Source organism: Novosphingobium resinovorum, from assembly GCF_036352595.1.
Taxonomy (GTDB): Bacteria; Pseudomonadota; Alphaproteobacteria; order Sphingomonadales; family Sphingomonadaceae; genus Novosphingobium; species Novosphingobium resinovorum_B.
This window is the reverse complement of record NZ_JAZFAX010000014.1, coordinates 17,126-33,911: the sequence shown is the minus strand read 5'-3', so window position 1 is coordinate 33,911 and position 16,786 is coordinate 17,126. Positions and strand designations below refer to the sequence as shown.

The window sequence follows — 16,786 nt, the reverse complement described above, 5'->3', positions numbered from 1 at the left end:
GGACATCACATGAAGCATCCTGAAATCCTGGCCGCCTCGGGCGCGGCCGCTCTCGCCATGGGCGCCGTCGTGTCGCCCGAGTATCGCCCCGTCGAATTCGGCCGCAAGGGTTCGGACGACGGCGGCGACATCGACATCAAGCAGCTGTCGCGCGACCTCAAGGCCGCGACCGACAAGGTCAAGGAGTTCGCCGAGGACGCCAAGGGCCGTATGGAGAAGGGCGAAAAGCTCTCCACCGATGCGAAGGAGCGCGCCGACGAGGCTCTGGTCAAGTTCAACGAACTGTCGGCGACCATGACCGAGATCGAGCAGAAGCTCGCGCGCTCGGGCGGCCAGGGCGAACGCTCCGGTCAGAAGTCCGTCGGCAATCGCTTCACCGAGCAGGAGGACGTCAAGTCGTTCATGGCCCGCAACCCGTCGAAGGGTTCGGTCAAGTTCGAGTGCAAGGCGATCATCACCTCGCTGACCACCGACGCGGACGGTTCCGCCGGCGACCTGATCATCCCGGATCGCCGCGACGGTATCGTCGCGCCGCCCGAGCGCCGCATGACCGTGCGCGATCTGATCACGCCCGGCCGCACCTCTTCGAACTCCATCCAGTTCGTTCAGGAAACTGGTTTCACTAACAATGCGGCGCCCACGGCCGAAACCGCCCAGAAGCCGCAGTCCGAGATCAAGTTCGATCTGAAGACCCTGCCGGTCGCCACGATCGCGCATTGGGTGCAGGCATCGCGCCAGATCCTGTCCGATGCACCGATGCTCGAAAGCTATGTCGACGGTCGCCTCCGCTACGGCCTTGCCTATGCTGAAGAACTGCAGCTGCTGAAGGGCGACGGCACCGGGGTCAACCTGCTGGGCATGATCCCGCAGGCGACCGCGTACTCCGCGCCGGGCGGTCTGGTCGCCGACAACATGATCGATCAGCTGCGCTACGCCATGCTGCAGGCGGTGCTGGCCGAATACCCTGCGACCGGGCACATCCTCAACCCGATCGACTGGGCGCGCATCGAAACGCTCAAGGACGGTGAAGGTCGCTACGTCATCGGCAATCCGACCAGCGGAACCACACCCACCCTGTGGCGCCTGCCGGTGGTCGAAACCCCCGCGATGACGGTCGACAAGTTCCTGACCGGCGCGTTCAAGCTCGCCGCACAGGTGTTCGACCGCGAAGACGCCAGCGTCGAGATGTCGACCGAGGATCGTGACAACTTCATCAAGAACCTCGTCACCATCCTCGCCGAGGAGCGGCTTGGCCTGGCGGTCTACCGCCCGGAAGCGCTGGTCTACGGCGATTTCGGCAACGTCGCATAACCAGGGGAGGGCGGTTTCGGCCGCCCTCCTTTTCTGACCGCCGTGAGCGACGGTCTGGAAAGGAGACACCCGATGGCGATCATCAAAGTGAAGCGCGACTACAGCGGAGCCGAGGGCACCGACGTGGACAAGAACGTCTTTGCCGGTTCCAAGCACACCGTCACTCGCGCGCGTGCCGCCGAACTCAAGGCAGTCGGCCTCGTCGAGATCATCAGCGACGAGGCGCATCCCGACGACGACAAGGAGGAAGCCGTGTCTGACCAGAAATCTGAGCCCAAACCGATCTCGAACAAAGCGGCCCCGGTCGCATCCAACAAGGCTGCGAAGCCCGCCGAGAAGAAGGGCGATAGCAAGTGATCCGCCGGCCTTCCCCCAACAAGTTGATCTCGGCGCCGACTGACATCGTCGATATCGGCGGTCAGGTAGCCGGGGCCAGCATCACGGTGAGCGCCGAGAACGCCAACGTCAGGACCATCGCGATCCAGCTGCGCGATGCACAGGGCCGGGACATTGCGCACCGCGCGTCTGTCCAGATCGCGGTTCTCGCCGACGCCAATGGTGACGCCTTCGTCGCCACCGGCGGCTCCACGGGTATCGCGGCGGGGGCTGACGGCGCGTTGCTGCCGGTCGTCGCCAAGAAGCTGTTCCTCGCGATCAGCGAGGCGGATGGCGACATCGATCTGACCTGGACCGACACGGGCACCGAGGCCGCCTATCTCGCGGTGATCCTGCCCAATGGTCGTATGGTCATCAGCGCGGCGCTGACGAACACCTGATGCGCGTCTTCGTCGTCACTCCACCGGATCCTGTCGTCTCTCTTGAGGAGGCGAAGGAACATCTGCGCGTGGATGGACCCGACGAAGACGATCTCATTCGGTCTTACATTGCGGCCGCCACCGGGCATATCGACGGCCCAGATGGTTGGCTGGGGCGAGCGATCGGCCTTCAAACGCTGGAGGCGCGCTTCAGTCTGCTGCTGCCTGCCGCATGCAGCGGCCAGGCTATTCGGCTGCCATTCGGTCCCGTCAGCGCGTTGGCAGCGGTCAGCTATCTCGACAGCCAGGGCGTCGAGCAGGAAGCGGACCTCAATGATTTCGCCCTCTACGGCGACGAAGTGGAGCCGGTTGCAAGCGTTTATCCATGGGAAGGCGGCTCTATGCAAAGGGAGGCTGGGCGTATCCAGTACCGAGCTGGTTACGAAACCCTTCCGCCCGCAATCCATGCCGCGATTCTGCTGATGGTCGGCGATCTCTACGCAAACCGCGAAACGGCTTCCGTGGGCACCGGCGCGGCCGCTATCCCAATGTCAGCGACCCCGGCGCTGCTTCTCGGCCCGTTTCGGGTTTTCACGTGAGAGCCGGAAAGCTCGACCGCCGCGTCGTCATCCAGCGCCAAGGCGCGGCGGCCGACAACGGCTATACGACCGCCCCCGGCGCGTGGGCGACGTATTGCACGCGCTGGGCATCGTGGAAGCCGTCGAACGGGCGCGAGGTATTCGAGAACCAGGGCAACGAGGCGAAGGCCGGCGGCACGTTCTGGCTGCGCTACGACAGCCAGACCAGCGGCATCGAGACGACCGATGCGGTCCAGTTCGACGGGCGGCGCTGGCAGATTGTGGGCATCCAGCAGTTGGGCCGCCGCGGAGGCGTCGAACTGATCGTCGTTGCGGAGGGCTGACCATGGCGATCGAGGTGATCCGTCGCGGCCACTTGCCCCAGAACGATCAGTTCGAGGCCGAGTGCCATTCCTGCAAGTCCGAATTGCGCTTCCTACGCAGTGACGCGCGTTCCACGAGCGATCAGCGGGACGGCGACTTTGTGACGATTGACTGCCCCGTATGTAACCGCGCGGTCCACGTCGCGTCCGGCAAAGGCAAGCCCCCTATGCCCCGGTCTTCGGAAGACTGATCATGGCCGCGACGATGTCGATGAAGACGACCGGCTTCAAGGAGCTTGACGTCGCGCTTGCCGGTCTGAAGGACAAGGCCACTTCACGCCGCGTTGCCGAACGCGCTCTGCGCCGCGGTGCCGAGCCGATCCGCGACCGCGCGAAGGAACTTGCACCGGACGATCCGGACACCGGCAAGGGCAAGTACCTGGTCGAAGCGATCAAGATCGGCCGGGCCGCCGGTGTGCAGCAGAAGCTAGGCAACAGCGGTTCGGTCGTCAGCACGTTCGTGGGCATCGACGGCAGCGTGAAGCGCGCCAAGCCATCCACGAAGCGGTTCACCAAGAAGGGTACCGGCAAGCCGGGCGGCGGTGTCGCGGCGTATTCGATCTTCATGGAGGAGGGTTCAGCGACGCACTCGGCGCAGCCGTACATGCGTCCGGCCTTCGAGGAGAAGAAGGAGGAGGCCGTGGAGAACATGGCCGACATCCTGCGCGAAGAGATCTTTGAGGCACAGGCCCGCGCCGCGCGCAAGGCCGCGAGGAATGGAGGCTGACATGGCGACAGGAAACATCAACGTCTCCCTGCGTCTGGAGCAGAAGTCCTGGTTCAATGCGGCGTTCGCCGCCGCATATTGCGCCTGCACCGTCGCTTCTCTGGTGAGCTACCGGCTCGCCGACAGGATCTCCGAGATCGCCACCTCGCTCCTCGCAAGATACGCCTTCCGGTACATCGTCGAATGACCATGGAAACGGCCCTGCGCCGCCGACTGATGGATGCGGCGCCGGTTACGCAACTGACGGCCACATGGGAGGGTTTCCCATGCATCTTCTGGTCAGTACGGCCTGACGGCAGCCCATTTCCGGCGATCGTCCTCACACTGGTCTACGACGACCGCTCGCAGAATTTCGCGGGCTTCAACACGTTCCGCTCCTCGCGCGTCCAGATCGATTGCTACGCGCTGGATTATCCGACTGTCGCCGCTCTGCGCGAAGCGGTCATTGCCGCAGTGGTGCCGGAGCCGGCGGCCGAAATTCAGGGCGTGAGGTTTCTGCGCGCCTTCATCAATACCGTCGTCGATCGCGGAGATCAGACGGACACCGGCTTTGTCCACCGGCAACTTATGGACATCACCGTCTGGCATGACGCCTAGCACCGAAGGAAACTGACCATGGCAACCGACGCAATCATCGGCATGGGCGCGGCAGTATCGCTGGACAATGCCAGCGGCACGCTCACGCTTCTGGGTGAGCCGATCACCATCACCCTGCCGAATCCGCAGGTCGCGGACGTGGAGGCGACGCACTTCGGATCGCCGAACCGTCGCCGCGAATACATCGCCGGTCTGATTGAGGACGGCGAGGTGACGTTCGGCTTCAACTACGTCCCCGGCGGGCCGGTCGACGTGCTCATCATGGCTGCGATCGAGGACGGCGAGGCCCGCACGATGCAGGTCGATATCCCGCGCAAGGGCACCACGCCGTATCGCTTCACCTTCGAAGTGATCGTGAAGGGGTGGGAGAAGGCGATCCCGATCGATGACCGCCTGACCGCGACCCTGACGGCGCGCGTCACCGGCCCCGTCACCGCTGCGGAGGTTGCGCCCTGATGGTCGCCCCGGTCGACAGCAAGGTCGAACTTGAGGTCGAAGGTGAAACCTTCATCCTCAAGCTCAACATGCGCACGCTCGCGCTACTCGAGCAAGCCGGCCTCGACCCCTTCAGCGACGAGGGCTTCGCGCTTTCGACCTCGCGCATGGCCGTCATGTGCATGTGTCTCACGATCGAAGATCACCCGAACATGCCAGACACCGAGGCTCTCGCGATTGTCGTTCGAAGCGGCACTGGATTTGCGGAGAAGGTGAAGGAACTGTTCGATCGCTTTGGCGGCGCGGCGCCCGACGAGAGTACGGAGGGAAAGGCCAGGGCGAAGCCGAGACGGAAGGCGAAAGCCAAAAGCTGACCGTCTGGCGCATGTATGAGATGTGGGCGGAGGCGGGGCAGAACCTCGATGTCTTCTGGAAATTGAGCCCCCGCCACTTCCAACACGTCATGCGCGGGATCCGCAGGCGCCTGACGGCGGAGCACGAACACCGTATAACACAGGCATGGCAAGCCGGCGCGTTCGCTGGAATGGCGCAATCCAAAGGTGGCCTTAAGCCTCTCGATCATTACTTGCGCCGTGTGCCCCGCCAAATGAGCGCAGAAGAAATGCTCGCTACGATGCAGGTTTTCGCCGGAAGGCAGAACGCCAAGTTCGCAGGGAATTAAGGCTAATAGGGCGCCGGCCCCGCTTCACTTCGCATTCTGCGGCCAAGGCTTCAGCCCCTCGGGTGGGCAATCTAATCTACCTTGCCGCCATATTTCGATCCAAAGGTCGTTCACAAGCTCGCAACCCGTTGCTTCTCGGACGGCGCGCTGAATGCGCCCCAGGCGTTCCGTCGTCCTGTGATCGCCGAACGGCGTTGGAAACTTTTTCGTCGTCACCTTCACTTCCGTCCCGCTGAAGATCGCGATCCGGAATGTTTCCCCATCGATTTGAATGCGTCTGACCTCGACATTCTTGGCCGCCGCAGGATTGGCGATCGCCGCCGTCAACATCGCAACCGCCAGCACCATCTTCATAGTCACCCCCGAGGTAGCCCATGGCTGAAGCAACAGTCTTGGGGTCGTTGCTCGTCCAGTTGGGCATGGATTCGGCGCAGTTTGAACGCGCCGCCACAAAAGCTCAATCGAAGACAGCCGCGATCGCCAAGACCTTCGATGTCACTGCGAAGGATGTGTACAGCGCTAGCCAGCGCATGGGCATGTCCGTCACCCAGTTCGGCAATACCATGAACGCCCTGCAGGCCAGGGTTAATCCTGCAGTGACGGCGCTCGCGTCCTATCGGCAGGAGATGGGCGTCCTTCGTCAGGCGCTTCGGCTGGGCATAATCACGCAAACTCAGTTCCGTGGCGAAGTGCAGAAGGCGCTGACCACCTATCGCGCGGCTGGAACCGGCGTGGTGCAGTCCAGCGGCGCCATGCAGGCCGGTATGCAGCAGTTGAACTACCAGATCGGCGATATGGCGACGATGTGGGCGATGGGCGCCAAGCCGCAGCAAATCTTCGTTTCTCAGGCTGCCCAGACTGTTCAGGCCATCTCGCTGATGACAGGCGGTGCCGGTAAGTTCGCGACTTTCATGCGCGGGCCGTGGGGGATCGCGCTTCAGGCGGGCGTCATTGTCCTTTCCTCTCTCCTGCCGGTCCTACTCAACACCGAAAAAGCGATGAGCGAAGTCGAGCTGGCTTCAAATGCACTCGGGGATGCCCAGTCGGTTCTGGGCGAAATGTTCGACCTGACCACCGGCAAGCTGGAGAAGCAGAATACCATGCTGCGGCTCAATGCGCAGACTATGGCATACAATCTGCGGATGCAGGCGGCCACGGAGAAGGCCAACTACGAGAAGACTTTGGGTGCATTCGGACAGGGCGTGACCGGCACCACCGGCGTCTCTCTCACGCAGCGCGCGCTCGGCGCGGTTGGTGTGAACGTCAGTGGTGCTTACGGCCGGGAAGCGCCTGTGCGCGCCATCGCGCAGGACTTGCGATCGGGCAAGATCAATTCCGAAACCGCGTTCCGTCGCGCGGAGAAGCTGGATTTCGAGGGGCTGAGTGTCACTCGGGATGAGTTCCTTGGGGCGATCCGGGATGGCGTGTCATTTTCCGGCAAGGAAAAGATCTCCGACGAGATCCTGAAGACGCTCGATAGCGGTGTGCTTTCGCCGATGTTCCGCGAGGACGGCAATAAAAAGCGCACACCGAAGGGCAAGAATCAGGACAAGATCTCCGCCCGCTACGACGAGGATATGAACCGTCTGCAGGCAGAGCGGGCGAATCTCGAAGCGAGTTACACCCAGACAATCGAGGACCGGTACAAGGCCAACATCATCGAGATCGACAATGATCTCGCGTCGTTCAAGGCCAACACGCTCGCCAACAAGGACATCGGCAAGGAACGCCAGCAGGCTCTCATCCTTGAGGCGACCAAGAACGCCGACCTTCGCAAGCAGTTGGCAGAGAACGACCGCGACGACGCGCTGGCGAACAAGGCTGCGGCGATCCAGCAGCAGGACTTGCAACTGCAGATCGACCAGGTGCAGTTGCGCAGCCAGTTGGCAGTCACGGTCAAGGATCAGAAGGCTGCGGCGCTGGACCTGCTGGACCTGCAGGACCGTCTCCGCATCGCCGAACTCGATCGGATCATGGCGACCGAGGCGGCTGGATCGGCGGCGTGGGACAATGCCCGCGTCGAAAAGCAGTCTATCCAGTCGACGCGTGGCCAGCGCGAGGAGTTGGTCAACCGCCAGAACATGAGCCCGATGGAGCGATATCGCTTCAACCTGAAGTCGTCGGTCGCGGACATCAACTCGGCCATGGAGGGCATTCAGGTCGATGCGATGGACGGCCTGACCAACGGCATCGCGAACGCCATTGCAGGAACGCAGAAGCTGGGCGACGTCTTCAAGCAGGTCGCGCAGTCGATCATCGCCGACCTCATCCGCATCCAGATCCAGAAGGCGGTCGTCGGCGGCCTGAGCAACGCCTTGGGCAGCATCGGCGGGGTGTTCGGGGGCGGGGCATCGCTCAGTAGTGCGTCGATCGCCGGTGCGGGAAGCTACGATTTCAGTTCGTTCGGCGGTATCTCGCTGGCCGGCGCGCGCGCGGCTGGCGGCCCGGTGCGCGCAGGCCTACCGTACCTCACGGGCGAGTTCGGGAAGGAGCTCTTCATTCCGGATCGCAATGGCCAGATCATCCCGAACCACGAGCTTTCGCAGATGGGTGGCGGTGGCGGCGGGGACACCTACTTCATCGGCCCCGGCGCGGATGAGTTTTGGGGCAAGGTAAACGGGATCGCTTCGGGCAATGCCAACTCGGCCGTGATCACGAGCAAGCAGCGCGATGCCCGCCGCGCGTCACGCAAGCTGGGGAAAGCTTGATGATCGACCTGACCTCCCTGCGCTGCGCGGGCGCCGACTGGACGTTCCTGGACTGGGCCGCGCTGCAGGAGCCTATCCTCGGCGGCGTCACCCAGCGGGTCGGGCGGCTCGGCTCTCGCCACTCCCTCGACTTCTCCACTCCAGCGATGAAGATCGAGTCCGCCGGTCGCCGCGCAATCGCCCTCCTCAAGCAGGCGAAGCGCCTGGGCGGCTTCGCTCGTGTGCCGCAGGTCGATTTCAGGGTCGGCGCGGTCGGCGTCCCACTGGTGAATGGGGCGCACACCGGCGGCACCACGCTGGCGGTCAAGGGCCTGACGCCCCGATATGGCATTCGTGCCGACCAAGCGCTGAACATCACAGTGGGCGGCCGACGCTACCTCTACTTCGCAGCCGACACCTCCATGATGGACGCGAGCGGCTCGGGCACGATCCTCCTTTCCTCGCCGATGCGCACGTATCTGGCGGGCGACGAGCCGGTGGAATTGGCGCATCCTGTCATCGAGGGCTGGCTGAGCGGCAACGAGTTCACCTGGACGCTCGACCTCGCCCGCACCGTTGGCCTGCAGTTCACGATCGGGGAGCGGGCATGAGCGTCTTCTCCCCCGCGCTCGACGCCGAACTCGCCAAGGACAACGTGACGTTCTTCGGCGCGCTCCGGTTGACCGTCGGTGACCACACACTTCGCCTGCTGGATGGTTCGGCTCACCTGACCGTCGACGGCGAACTCTACACTGGCGAGGATGCCGCGTACGGCACCTGGGGCAGCATGGAGAGCTTCGAGGACGGCACCGGCGACGAAGCACCCGGACTGTCCGTCATGCTGCTGCCAGCTGACGATGCGGCTGCGCTCGCTCTTTCCGGCCCTGATATGCAGGGCGAGGCAATACAGGTTCGGATCGGCGCGCGGAACGATGCGACCGGGCAAATCGTCGGGGAGGCCTATCTCCTGTTCGACGGCGAGGTCGACGTCACCAAGCACGAGTTCGGCAAGAACATGCTGCAGGCCAGCCTGGAATGCGTGGGCGGCATGGAGCGCCTGTTCTTCGAGGATGAGGGCATCAAGCTGGCGCCGACGTTCCACCAGCAGGTGTGGCCGGGCGAGTTGGGCTTCAACCACGTCACCGGCATCCAGGACATCATCTACTGGGGCAGCAACAAGCCCAGCAACGCGGTGTGACCATGAACCTTGTCGAGCGGGTCGAAGCTGTGAACGCCACCATAGGACAGTTCGCGGGCAAGCCCTTCATCATCGGCACGTCCGATTGCGGCAAGATGGTGATCGCGCACCTGAAGACCATGGGCTGGACGATCAGCACCGGCGGGACATGGTCGACCACCATGGGCCTGAAGCGCTTCTTGCGCCGCCACGGCGGCAGCGGAGCGACCTGCATCGACGGCTGGGGCGTGCCGCGCATCGCGCCTGCCGCCGCGATCGCGGGCGACATCGTCGAGCTGCCCGACGAAACCGGGCTGGGCGCGTTCGGGATCGTCGTCGGCAACGGTCGGGTGCTCGCCTTCCATGAACATGCCGATGGCGTCGCGATCATTCAGCCCGGCGTCGCGCCGCTTGCAGCCTGGAGAACCTGATGGCCAAGGTTGTTGCAGCTGTCGCGGTGGTCGTCGCCATCGCCGCCGCCATTCCGACCGGCGGCGGATCGACCCTGCTGGCGGCCGGCCTGAGCAGCGTTGCCGGCACTGCGGTCTCGGCCGCTACGGCAGGCATGATCGCGGCGGGCGTCGGGCTGGCATCCACGGCGCTGACGATGCTGACGGCGAAGGCCCCGGCGATCGATGGCGGACAGACGCAGTGGCAGTCAGACCCGAACACGGACGCGAAGATCTGGTTCGGGCGCACGGGCGGGTCGGGCGACGTGTGCTATCGCAAGACCGCCGGCGGTTCGAAGAACAAGCAGCAGTACATCTACACCGACATCTCCACGTGCGGCCCGGTCCACATGCTGGAGAAGACGATGGTGGACAAGGCGTCCGTCACCTTCAACGCCAGCGGCGACATCATCGGCAGGCTGACCGGCAACGTCTACCAGGCGCATCAGCGGGGGCTGTGCCCGGAGGCGACCGCGCTGCGCAGCCTGCAGCCCGGCACCCCGCCGGGATGGACAAGCGCGCACAAGACGTCAGGGCATGCCGCGGTGATGAACTGCTTCGTGTTCGATGGCAAAGGCGACAAGACGTTCACCCAGATCCCGGACATGCTGTGGGTGTGGCACGGGGTCATGTGTTACGACCCGCGCAAGGACAGCACCTATCCCGGCGGTTCCGGCGCGCACCGGTTCGACGATCAGACGACATGGGAAATCAGCTACAACGGGTGGGTCCAGGCGATCACCTATGCGCTGGGCTGGTTCCAGGGGCCGAACGTCATGCGCGTGGGCGGTGTCGGCATGCCGATCACCTCGATCGATCTGGCCGCCTTCGTGGAGGCGGCGAATGTCGCCGATGCCAACGGATGGAAATCGGGCGGCCGCATCTCCACCGGGGACGACAAATGGGAGTCCATGAAGGCCCTGTGTCAGGCTGGCGGCGGCGAGCCGGTCCGCTTGGGCGCTACCCTGTCCTGCATCGTCAACACCCCTCGCGTTCCGATCGGCACCATTACACGCGACGACGTCATCGGCAACGCATCGAGCACCACGACGCAGACGCGCCGGGACCGCATCAACGGCATCATCCCGACCTATCGCAGCGAGGATCACTACTGGGAGCAGGTGCCGGCCGGTGTCGTGCGCAACAGCAACTACCTTGCCCAGGATGGCGGGATCGAGCGCACGAAGTCCGTCACCTATCCGATGATCCAGTGCGATGCGGGCGAGAACCCCGACCAGGTCGCGCAGATCGCCGGGTACGACATCGCCAATGCCCGCGAAGCCGGGCCCGCAGTGTGGCCCATGAAACTGCGCTGGCTTGGCTACAAGGCTGGCGACTGCCTTTCGATCGAGAACGCGCCGGAATTCGGCTATTTCGCAGGGAAGGACGTGCTGGTCCTCAAGCGCCAGCTGGACCCGGAAAGCGGCGGCGTGGTGCTGACGTTCCGGACCGAGACCGCCGCCAAGCACCCTTACGCGCTGAACCTGACCGGCACCCCGGCGCCGACGACGGATGCCGCCAGCACCCCGCCCGAGGCCGAGGCGCCCGAGGCGGGGACGTGGGCCGCCGCAACTCGGGTCGATACGATCGCCGGTCGCCCGGTGGGCGTGATCGCCATCACCGGATCTGTCGAGGACGACACGGCGACGCAGGTGACGATCGAGTACCGCGAGACCGGATCTGCGATCTGGCTGCAGGCGGCATCGCTGTCGATCGATGCGACCAGCTACGAAATCACCGGCCTCGATGTCAGCAAGAGCTATGACGTCGCGGTCAGCTACTTCTCCGAACTACGGCTCGAATTTCCCGGCCTGACCTTCAGCTACACCCCGGCGGCGCCGACCGCATCCGGTGTGACCGCCGACACCTCGGCCAACCCACCGACGATCACCTGGCAGATGCCCGAGATCACCGGCTGGTCCTACGCCCGCGTTGCGCGGGGCACGTCGAGCGATCCGGATGCCAGCGTGGTGGTATCCGACCCCATCACCGGCGGTCTGTTCGAAGAGAGGGCGTACGAAGACGAGACGCTGGCGGCGGGCACATACTGGTGGTGGGTTCGCATCTACGACGCGGGCGGGGCGGTGCTTTCGACCTCGGCCGCAACGACCGGAACTGTCGTTTAATCAACGGGAACATCGCAATGGAAGCCCAGAACGTAGCGCTCGCCGGGATCCTCGGCGACGACATCAAGCATGTGCTCGCGGTGGCAGGCTTTGACCTGACGGGCGTGACAGTCACTTTCGAGATCTCGGCCGGGCCGGAGCAACCGGCGATCATCACCGCCGCCGCGTCGCTGCTCGATGTTCACACCGACGATGACGATGTGACGACATCGATCATCCAGGTGTTCGCCGCCGCCGCCACCGTGCGCACCGCGATCACCGGCGTTGGCGGCCTGCCCGGCAATGAGCCGGTGACCCTGTTCTACCAGCTCAAGTTCAGCAGCCTCCCCGGAGATGCCGGTACGGCTGCAGTGACGACGATCCTGTTCGGCGACTACGTAATGAAGGGCGAAGTGAATGGCTGATTTCAATCTCGATTTCGTCGGCCCCGGCGCTCGCCTGGCGTTGGCGGCGGCGAAGCGAGCCGAGGACGCTGCGGGCTCGGCCGGGGGCGCGGCGGCGGCTATCGTCCAACCGTTGGTGGATGACGCCCAGGCCTCGGCAGGCTTTGCCCTACGCTCCGACGCCATCACCTTCGCTCCGAAGATGGCGACGGGTGAGCGAACTTTCGTCTACGGTGCTGGCGCATCTACCCACGCCGCTGTTGCTGGAGAAATCGCGCTTGGCGGTGCAGCCGCTACGCCGGGCGCACAGATCAGCGACAACGGCTATTACGCCAAGCAAGCAAGCGGAACTCTGTGGCGGGTAGATGACCTTGAAAGCCAGAAGGCGAAATCCTCGGCAGACAACGCGGCTGCACAGGTAGGCGATCTCAAGTCCAGCCCCACGCAGCGCATCGGCAGGCCTGTTGCGCCGGTCACCTCTGCGACACAGATCGGCGCCAACACCACTGTCCGTCAGGACACCGCCGCGACCAGGGCCAGCACGATCACCGAGATCGGCGTTTGGGCTACGGGCTCGGCTAACATCAAAATCCGTGTGCTCGACAGCGCGAATGCGATCGTCGGCACGATCTCCACCACCGTTGTTGCGGGGCTCAACACCTTCAACGCAGCGGCGCTGAGCGCATTGCCGCAGGTGCCGGTCGGCGGTCGCGTCACCATCTGGGGGAACAACGCGTTCCTCGCCTATCGCCAGGCGTGGACGGCTGATGGCGACGGCTACTCGACGTATGCGGGGGACTACACGACCGGCGGCGTGGCCTTCACCAAGAACGTCAACATCCGCGAACTGCAGTGGTATATCACCCTCACCGCTGCAGCTGAAACGGCGGCGACGGCCTCCGCGTTCAACGCGCTCAAGGTCGAAGCGGACGACAGCGCCGCAGTGACGGCGGGCCTCAAGTCGAACGTCACGGAAACGGCTGGCCTGCCTTCGATGCCGGTGGCGGGCGGCGCGGCTCTGCCTGGGACGGCCGTGTTCATTCTCGGTGAGCCGTTCGTGAATGGCGGGCCGCTGCTGGTAGACCTTGAAGTCGTCGCGACCGGCGACATTCCGATCTGCCTTTACACTCAGGTGGCGGGCGCATGGACGCTCGCCCAGCAGATGATCTTCACCGCTACCGTGACCGGCGTGCAAACCGTCGATACCGGCATGACAGCAAAGGCGGGCCAGTACCTCGGCTTCATTCCCAGCGGGCGCGTGGGGTACTTCGCGGGCGTCGCGATGCCGTCTCTCGGGTACTACAATTTCACGCCAAACACTGCGGGCGCCGGAACCGACAGCACCCTCTCCACCGCTTCGACGCTCAACATCCGGGGTCGCGCGACGAAAAGCATTGCGACTGTCACAGCCCCGGCATTCGCAACGCTCAAGGCCCAGGTCGAGGCGGGAGGCGCTGGAGTTCCGCATGCCTACAGCTATGACGCGGGCACCGGCTCAGCCATCTACGTACAGACCGAGAACTGCACGTACATGATCGTCGGCCTCGGTCAGAGCCTGTCGATGGGCACCAACCCGGACACGACGGTAGCCATCACCACGGCAGCGGAATACCCCGGCTATGGGCTGATGGTGAATTCTGGTGTCTGGCCAAACGGTGCGGCGATCACCTCGCTCGTCGATCTCGTCGAAGGGCCCACGTCTGTCGGCGGCGAGACGCACGCGGCGGGAACGGTGAGCGCCATCCTGTCGCGGCTCAACGTCCGCCATGGCCGAACTCCGCGTCTCGTCTACGCCATCGCCGGCAAGGGCGGCACGGCCTATCTCGGCCTCAAGCGTGGATCGGACACGTACGCAGAGCTGTTGCGCGTCGTGAAGGCGGTCAACGACATCGAGGTCGCCGCCGGGCGCAAGCTGGTGGTCATCTGCACCCAGCTTCACCACGGCGAGCAGGACTATCGCGACGGCACGACCGAGGCGCAGTATTGCCGCATGCTCGACTGGTGGCAGTCGAACACGCAGGAGGATATCCGCCGGATCACCGGGCAGTCTGCGCCGGTTCCGATGTACGCCTACCAGAGCAATCGCGGCGGGCGCACCGTTGGCATCCCCAGCCCGCCCGCGTTGGCCCAACTGAGCATCGAGAAGCGCAACCCGCTCATCCGCTGCCTGGGCCCGATCTACGACAGCGTCGCAGCCTCCGATAATGCCCACGTAACGGGCCGCAGCTATCGCCGCATGGGCCGCCGCGAGGGCGCGATGATCGCCGACGATCTGTTCGCCACGCCGACGGCAAACTCCGAAAGCCTGCACGTGATCGCCAGCTACTGGAGCGCGACGAACAAGTTCTGCCTGCAGTACAACAAGCCGATTACGATCGAGAGCGGGGACACGCTGGTGACCGTCTCGACACTGGGGGCTGGCAAGGGGATCGACTATACGGACAACTCCGGATCGGTTCCGACGATCACCGGTATCGCGGTGACGGGAACGGACACCGTCGAAGTCACCTTGTCCGCCGCCCCGACCGGCCTGCGCAAGCGGTGCTGGATCGCCGCGCGCGGGCAGTATCCGACAGGCAACACAAGCGGGACCGGCAACGTGCTGGGCCCGCGCTCCGGGATTCGCTCGACCGCCGTGGCCGACACCGACCCGAACGACGGCGCCGTGATCTACCACTGGGCATGTCAGGAAGAGATCGCGTTGTGACGACCACCCCCGACCTATGGGCCGACGTGATGCGCGATGGATGGGGGCGGTGACTGACCCCCGCCAGGCCGCGTTCGACGCGGTGAGAAAGGAACATCCATGACCGTGAAAGACCTCCAGACCGCGCTCGGCGTGAAGCCCGATGGCGTGTTCGGCCCGATCAGCCGCGCCGCTCTCATGGCGAAGTTCATCAACCTGTCGGCTTCTGCCGTCACGCAGGCGGATATCGCCGGGTTTGCCTCGCGCCTCGGTTGCACGGTCAAGCAGATCGCCGCCGTTGCCACGGTCGAGAGCAGCGGCGGGGGCTTCGATAAGGCAGGCCGGCCCAAGATCCTGTTTGAACGCCACCTGTTCCATCGGCAGACAGGCGGCAAGTGGTCGCAGGCCAGCTATAGCGATCCGATCGCGGGCGGCTACGGCGATGATAGCTGGAACAAGCTCGGCCTCGCTTGCGCCAAGGATCCGGACGCTGCTTTCGGATCATGCTCGTGGGGCAAGTTCCAGGTGCTCGGCTTGCACTGGTCGAAGCTAGGCTATGCCAGCCCCTATGCGCTCGCCCTGTCCACCGTCGCGGGCGAGGCCTCGCACTACGAACTGCTGGCCCGCTACATCGAGAAGTTCGGCTTGATCGATGCCCTGCGCGCCCTGAGCCGCGATCCCGACGACTGCCGGGCATTCGCGCGCGCCTACAACGGCACCGGCTACGAGACGTACAAATACCACACGAAACTAGCGGCGGCGATGGCGTGAAGGATGCACGGGGCTGATGGAACATCCCGACTGGGGCCTGTGGGCCAAGGTTCTCTTCTTCATGGGCGTCGCCTCTCTGGGCGGCGGGCTCGGGCACGTGATGCGCGAGAGTGACAAGGGCAACCGCATTCTATTCTGGCGCGTCCTGCTCAACATGGCGGGCTCGGGCTTCGTGGGACTGCTCGTCACGTTCCTGTGCCGCGCCATGAAGCTGGACGACCTGTGGACCGGGTTCGTCGTGGGCGTCTTCGGATGGCTCGGGGCAACGGTATCGATCCAGCTTCTGGAGCGCGTCGTCTACAAGAAGCTGAACATCCCTTTGCGCGCCAACACGGAACAGCGCGTGACAGCACAAGACCAGGAGGAACAGCCATGAAGTGGCTCATCAACCTGATTACGTCCATCAAGTCCGAACTGATCGCCATGGTCGGCGTGCTGGCTGTCTGCGGTATCGGTGCAGGCATCATCGGCTACATGCACATCCAGCGCCAGAACGATCAGATCGCCGCGAAGGATCGCTACATCGGTGACCTGGCCGAAGCGAACAAGGGCTGGGTCGCGTACATGAAGCGCCGCGACCAGCTGCGCGACCTCGAACAGCGCAACGTGCTTCTCCTGCAGGACAAGCTCACGCTGATCGACGGTCAGAACACAGCCCTCTCATCTCAGATCGAACAGTTGGAGCAAAGCAATGCGGAAGTCCGTGAACTCATGTCTCGTCGCCTGCCTGCTGACCTGCGCCGCCTGCTCGAACAGCAAAAGTGAGATCGCCTCTGCGCCCCCGCCGGCGTACGAGGGCATCCCGGCCGGGCTGATGGAGCGCTGCACGGTACAGGACGTTCCGCAGGAAACGGTGGCCTCGATCATCGAGAGCCGCGGCATCTACATCAAGGCGTTTGGGAAATGCGCTGCCAAGGTCGATGCGATCCGGGCGCATGATGCTCAGGCGCGGGAGGTGAAGTAGGCTCTCCACAGGCAACTCGGTGCGGGTGAGACATCCCGTGGAGAACCCGCCCTTTAAACTTTCGCCGACGAGCGC

Annotated in this window: 22 protein-coding genes; 21 read left to right on the top strand and 1 reads right to left on the bottom strand. The window is 64.3% G+C overall.

Going from position 1 to position 16,786, the window contains the following annotated elements:
- Positions 1–9: 9 nt before the first annotated feature.
- From V2S85_RS14510 to V2S85_RS14465, 10 genes are all read left to right on the top strand, one after another.
- Positions 10–1,311, top strand: a complete 1,302-nt coding sequence (locus V2S85_RS14510) for a phage major capsid protein (protein ID WP_330703553.1) — start codon at positions 10–12, stop codon at positions 1,309–1,311.
- Positions 1,312–1,383: 72 nt separating this feature from the next.
- Positions 1,384–1,668, top strand: coding sequence for a hypothetical protein (locus V2S85_RS14505; RefSeq protein ID WP_330703552.1), 285 nt, complete (start codon positions 1,384–1,386; stop codon positions 1,666–1,668).
- The gene (locus V2S85_RS14500) at positions 1,665–2,087 is read left to right on the top strand and encodes a hypothetical protein (protein ID WP_330703551.1); all 423 of its coding nucleotides are present in this window, start codon (positions 1,665–1,667) and stop codon (positions 2,085–2,087) included. The genes V2S85_RS14505 and V2S85_RS14500 overlap by 4 nt, the downstream gene beginning before the upstream one ends.
- Complete coding sequence (locus V2S85_RS14495) at positions 2,087–2,665, top strand: head-tail connector protein (protein WP_330703550.1); 579 nt, start codon at positions 2,087–2,089, stop codon at positions 2,663–2,665. Before V2S85_RS14500 ends, V2S85_RS14495 begins: the two co-directional genes overlap by 1 nt.
- A complete protein-coding gene (locus V2S85_RS14490; RefSeq protein WP_330703549.1) occupies positions 2,662–2,988 on the top strand; it encodes a phage head closure protein in 327 nt (108 codons plus the stop codon). The genes V2S85_RS14495 and V2S85_RS14490 overlap by 4 nt, the downstream gene beginning before the upstream one ends.
- Before the next feature lie 232 nt (positions 2,989–3,220).
- Positions 3,221–3,754 carry an HK97-gp10 family putative phage morphogenesis protein gene (locus V2S85_RS14485; protein WP_330703548.1) on the top strand — a complete coding sequence of 178 codons (534 nt, stop codon included), beginning with the start codon at positions 3,221–3,223 and terminating at the stop codon, positions 3,752–3,754.
- Position 3,755: 1 nt separating this feature from the next.
- The gene (locus tag V2S85_RS14480; RefSeq protein WP_330703547.1) at positions 3,756–3,941 is read left to right on the top strand and encodes a hypothetical protein; all 186 of its coding nucleotides are present in this window, start codon (positions 3,756–3,758) and stop codon (positions 3,939–3,941) included.
- A gap of 2 nt (positions 3,942–3,943) precedes the next feature.
- Positions 3,944–4,351, top strand: coding sequence for a tail completion protein gp17 (locus V2S85_RS14475; protein WP_330703546.1), 408 nt, complete (start codon positions 3,944–3,946; stop codon positions 4,349–4,351).
- An 18-nt stretch (positions 4,352–4,369) separates the two neighbouring features.
- On the top strand, positions 4,370–4,807 hold the full coding sequence (locus V2S85_RS14470) for a phage tail tube protein (protein WP_330703545.1): 438 nt from the start codon (positions 4,370–4,372) through the stop codon (positions 4,805–4,807).
- Positions 4,807–5,160 carry a hypothetical protein gene (locus tag V2S85_RS14465; protein WP_330703544.1) on the top strand — a complete coding sequence of 118 codons (354 nt, stop codon included), beginning with the start codon at positions 4,807–4,809 and terminating at the stop codon, positions 5,158–5,160. Before V2S85_RS14470 ends, V2S85_RS14465 begins: the two co-directional genes overlap by 1 nt.
- 332 nt (positions 5,161–5,492) lie before the next feature.
- Here V2S85_RS14465 and V2S85_RS14460 read toward each other — a convergent pair whose 3' ends face one another.
- Positions 5,493–5,822: a hypothetical protein gene (locus V2S85_RS14460; RefSeq protein ID WP_330703543.1), complete on the bottom strand. Its 330-nt coding sequence runs from the start codon at positions 5,820–5,822 to the stop codon at positions 5,493–5,495.
- A gap of 20 nt (positions 5,823–5,842) precedes the next feature.
- On the opposite strand from V2S85_RS14460, the gene V2S85_RS14455 reads away from it, so the two are divergent.
- The 11 genes from V2S85_RS14455 (at position 5,843) to lysC (ending at position 16,711) form a co-directional block, all read left to right on the top strand.
- Positions 5,843–8,176, top strand: coding sequence for a hypothetical protein (locus V2S85_RS14455; protein WP_330703542.1), 2,334 nt, complete (start codon positions 5,843–5,845; stop codon positions 8,174–8,176).
- The gene (locus V2S85_RS14450; protein ID WP_330703541.1) at positions 8,176–8,766 is read left to right on the top strand and encodes a hypothetical protein; all 591 of its coding nucleotides are present in this window, start codon (positions 8,176–8,178) and stop codon (positions 8,764–8,766) included. Before V2S85_RS14455 ends, V2S85_RS14450 begins: the two co-directional genes overlap by 1 nt.
- A complete protein-coding gene (locus V2S85_RS14445) occupies positions 8,763–9,353 on the top strand; it encodes a hypothetical protein (RefSeq protein WP_330703540.1) in 591 nt (196 codons plus the stop codon). Before V2S85_RS14450 ends, V2S85_RS14445 begins: the two co-directional genes overlap by 4 nt.
- Before the next feature lie 2 nt (positions 9,354–9,355).
- Positions 9,356–9,763 carry a DUF6950 family protein gene (locus V2S85_RS14440; RefSeq protein ID WP_419198203.1) on the top strand — a complete coding sequence of 136 codons (408 nt, stop codon included), beginning with the start codon at positions 9,356–9,358 and terminating at the stop codon, positions 9,761–9,763.
- A complete protein-coding gene (locus V2S85_RS14435; protein WP_330703538.1) occupies positions 9,763–11,907 on the top strand; it encodes a hypothetical protein in 2,145 nt (714 codons plus the stop codon). Before V2S85_RS14440 ends, V2S85_RS14435 begins: the two co-directional genes overlap by 1 nt.
- Positions 11,908–11,924: 17 nt before the next feature.
- Positions 11,925–12,311: a hypothetical protein gene (locus tag V2S85_RS14430; protein ID WP_330703537.1), complete on the top strand. Its 387-nt coding sequence runs from the start codon at positions 11,925–11,927 to the stop codon at positions 12,309–12,311.
- Positions 12,304–14,997 carry a hypothetical protein gene (locus tag V2S85_RS14425; protein ID WP_330703536.1) on the top strand — a complete coding sequence of 898 codons (2,694 nt, stop codon included), beginning with the start codon at positions 12,304–12,306 and terminating at the stop codon, positions 14,995–14,997. Before V2S85_RS14430 ends, V2S85_RS14425 begins: the two co-directional genes overlap by 8 nt.
- Positions 14,998–15,096: 99 nt before the next feature.
- Positions 15,097–15,747, top strand: coding sequence for an N-acetylmuramidase domain-containing protein (locus tag V2S85_RS14420; RefSeq protein WP_330703535.1), 651 nt, complete (start codon positions 15,097–15,099; stop codon positions 15,745–15,747).
- A gap of 16 nt (positions 15,748–15,763) precedes the next feature.
- The gene (locus tag V2S85_RS14415) at positions 15,764–16,123 is read left to right on the top strand and encodes a phage holin family protein (RefSeq protein WP_330703534.1); all 360 of its coding nucleotides are present in this window, start codon (positions 15,764–15,766) and stop codon (positions 16,121–16,123) included.
- Complete coding sequence (locus tag V2S85_RS14410; RefSeq protein WP_330703533.1) at positions 16,120–16,512, top strand: hypothetical protein; 393 nt, start codon at positions 16,120–16,122, stop codon at positions 16,510–16,512. Before V2S85_RS14415 ends, V2S85_RS14410 begins: the two co-directional genes overlap by 4 nt.
- The gene (gene lysC / locus V2S85_RS27265; protein ID WP_419198200.1) at positions 16,439–16,711 is read left to right on the top strand and encodes an Rz1-like lysis system protein LysC; all 273 of its coding nucleotides are present in this window, start codon (positions 16,439–16,441) and stop codon (positions 16,709–16,711) included. The genes V2S85_RS14410 and lysC overlap by 74 nt, the downstream gene beginning before the upstream one ends.
- The last annotated feature ends 75 nt before the right edge of the window (positions 16,712–16,786 follow it).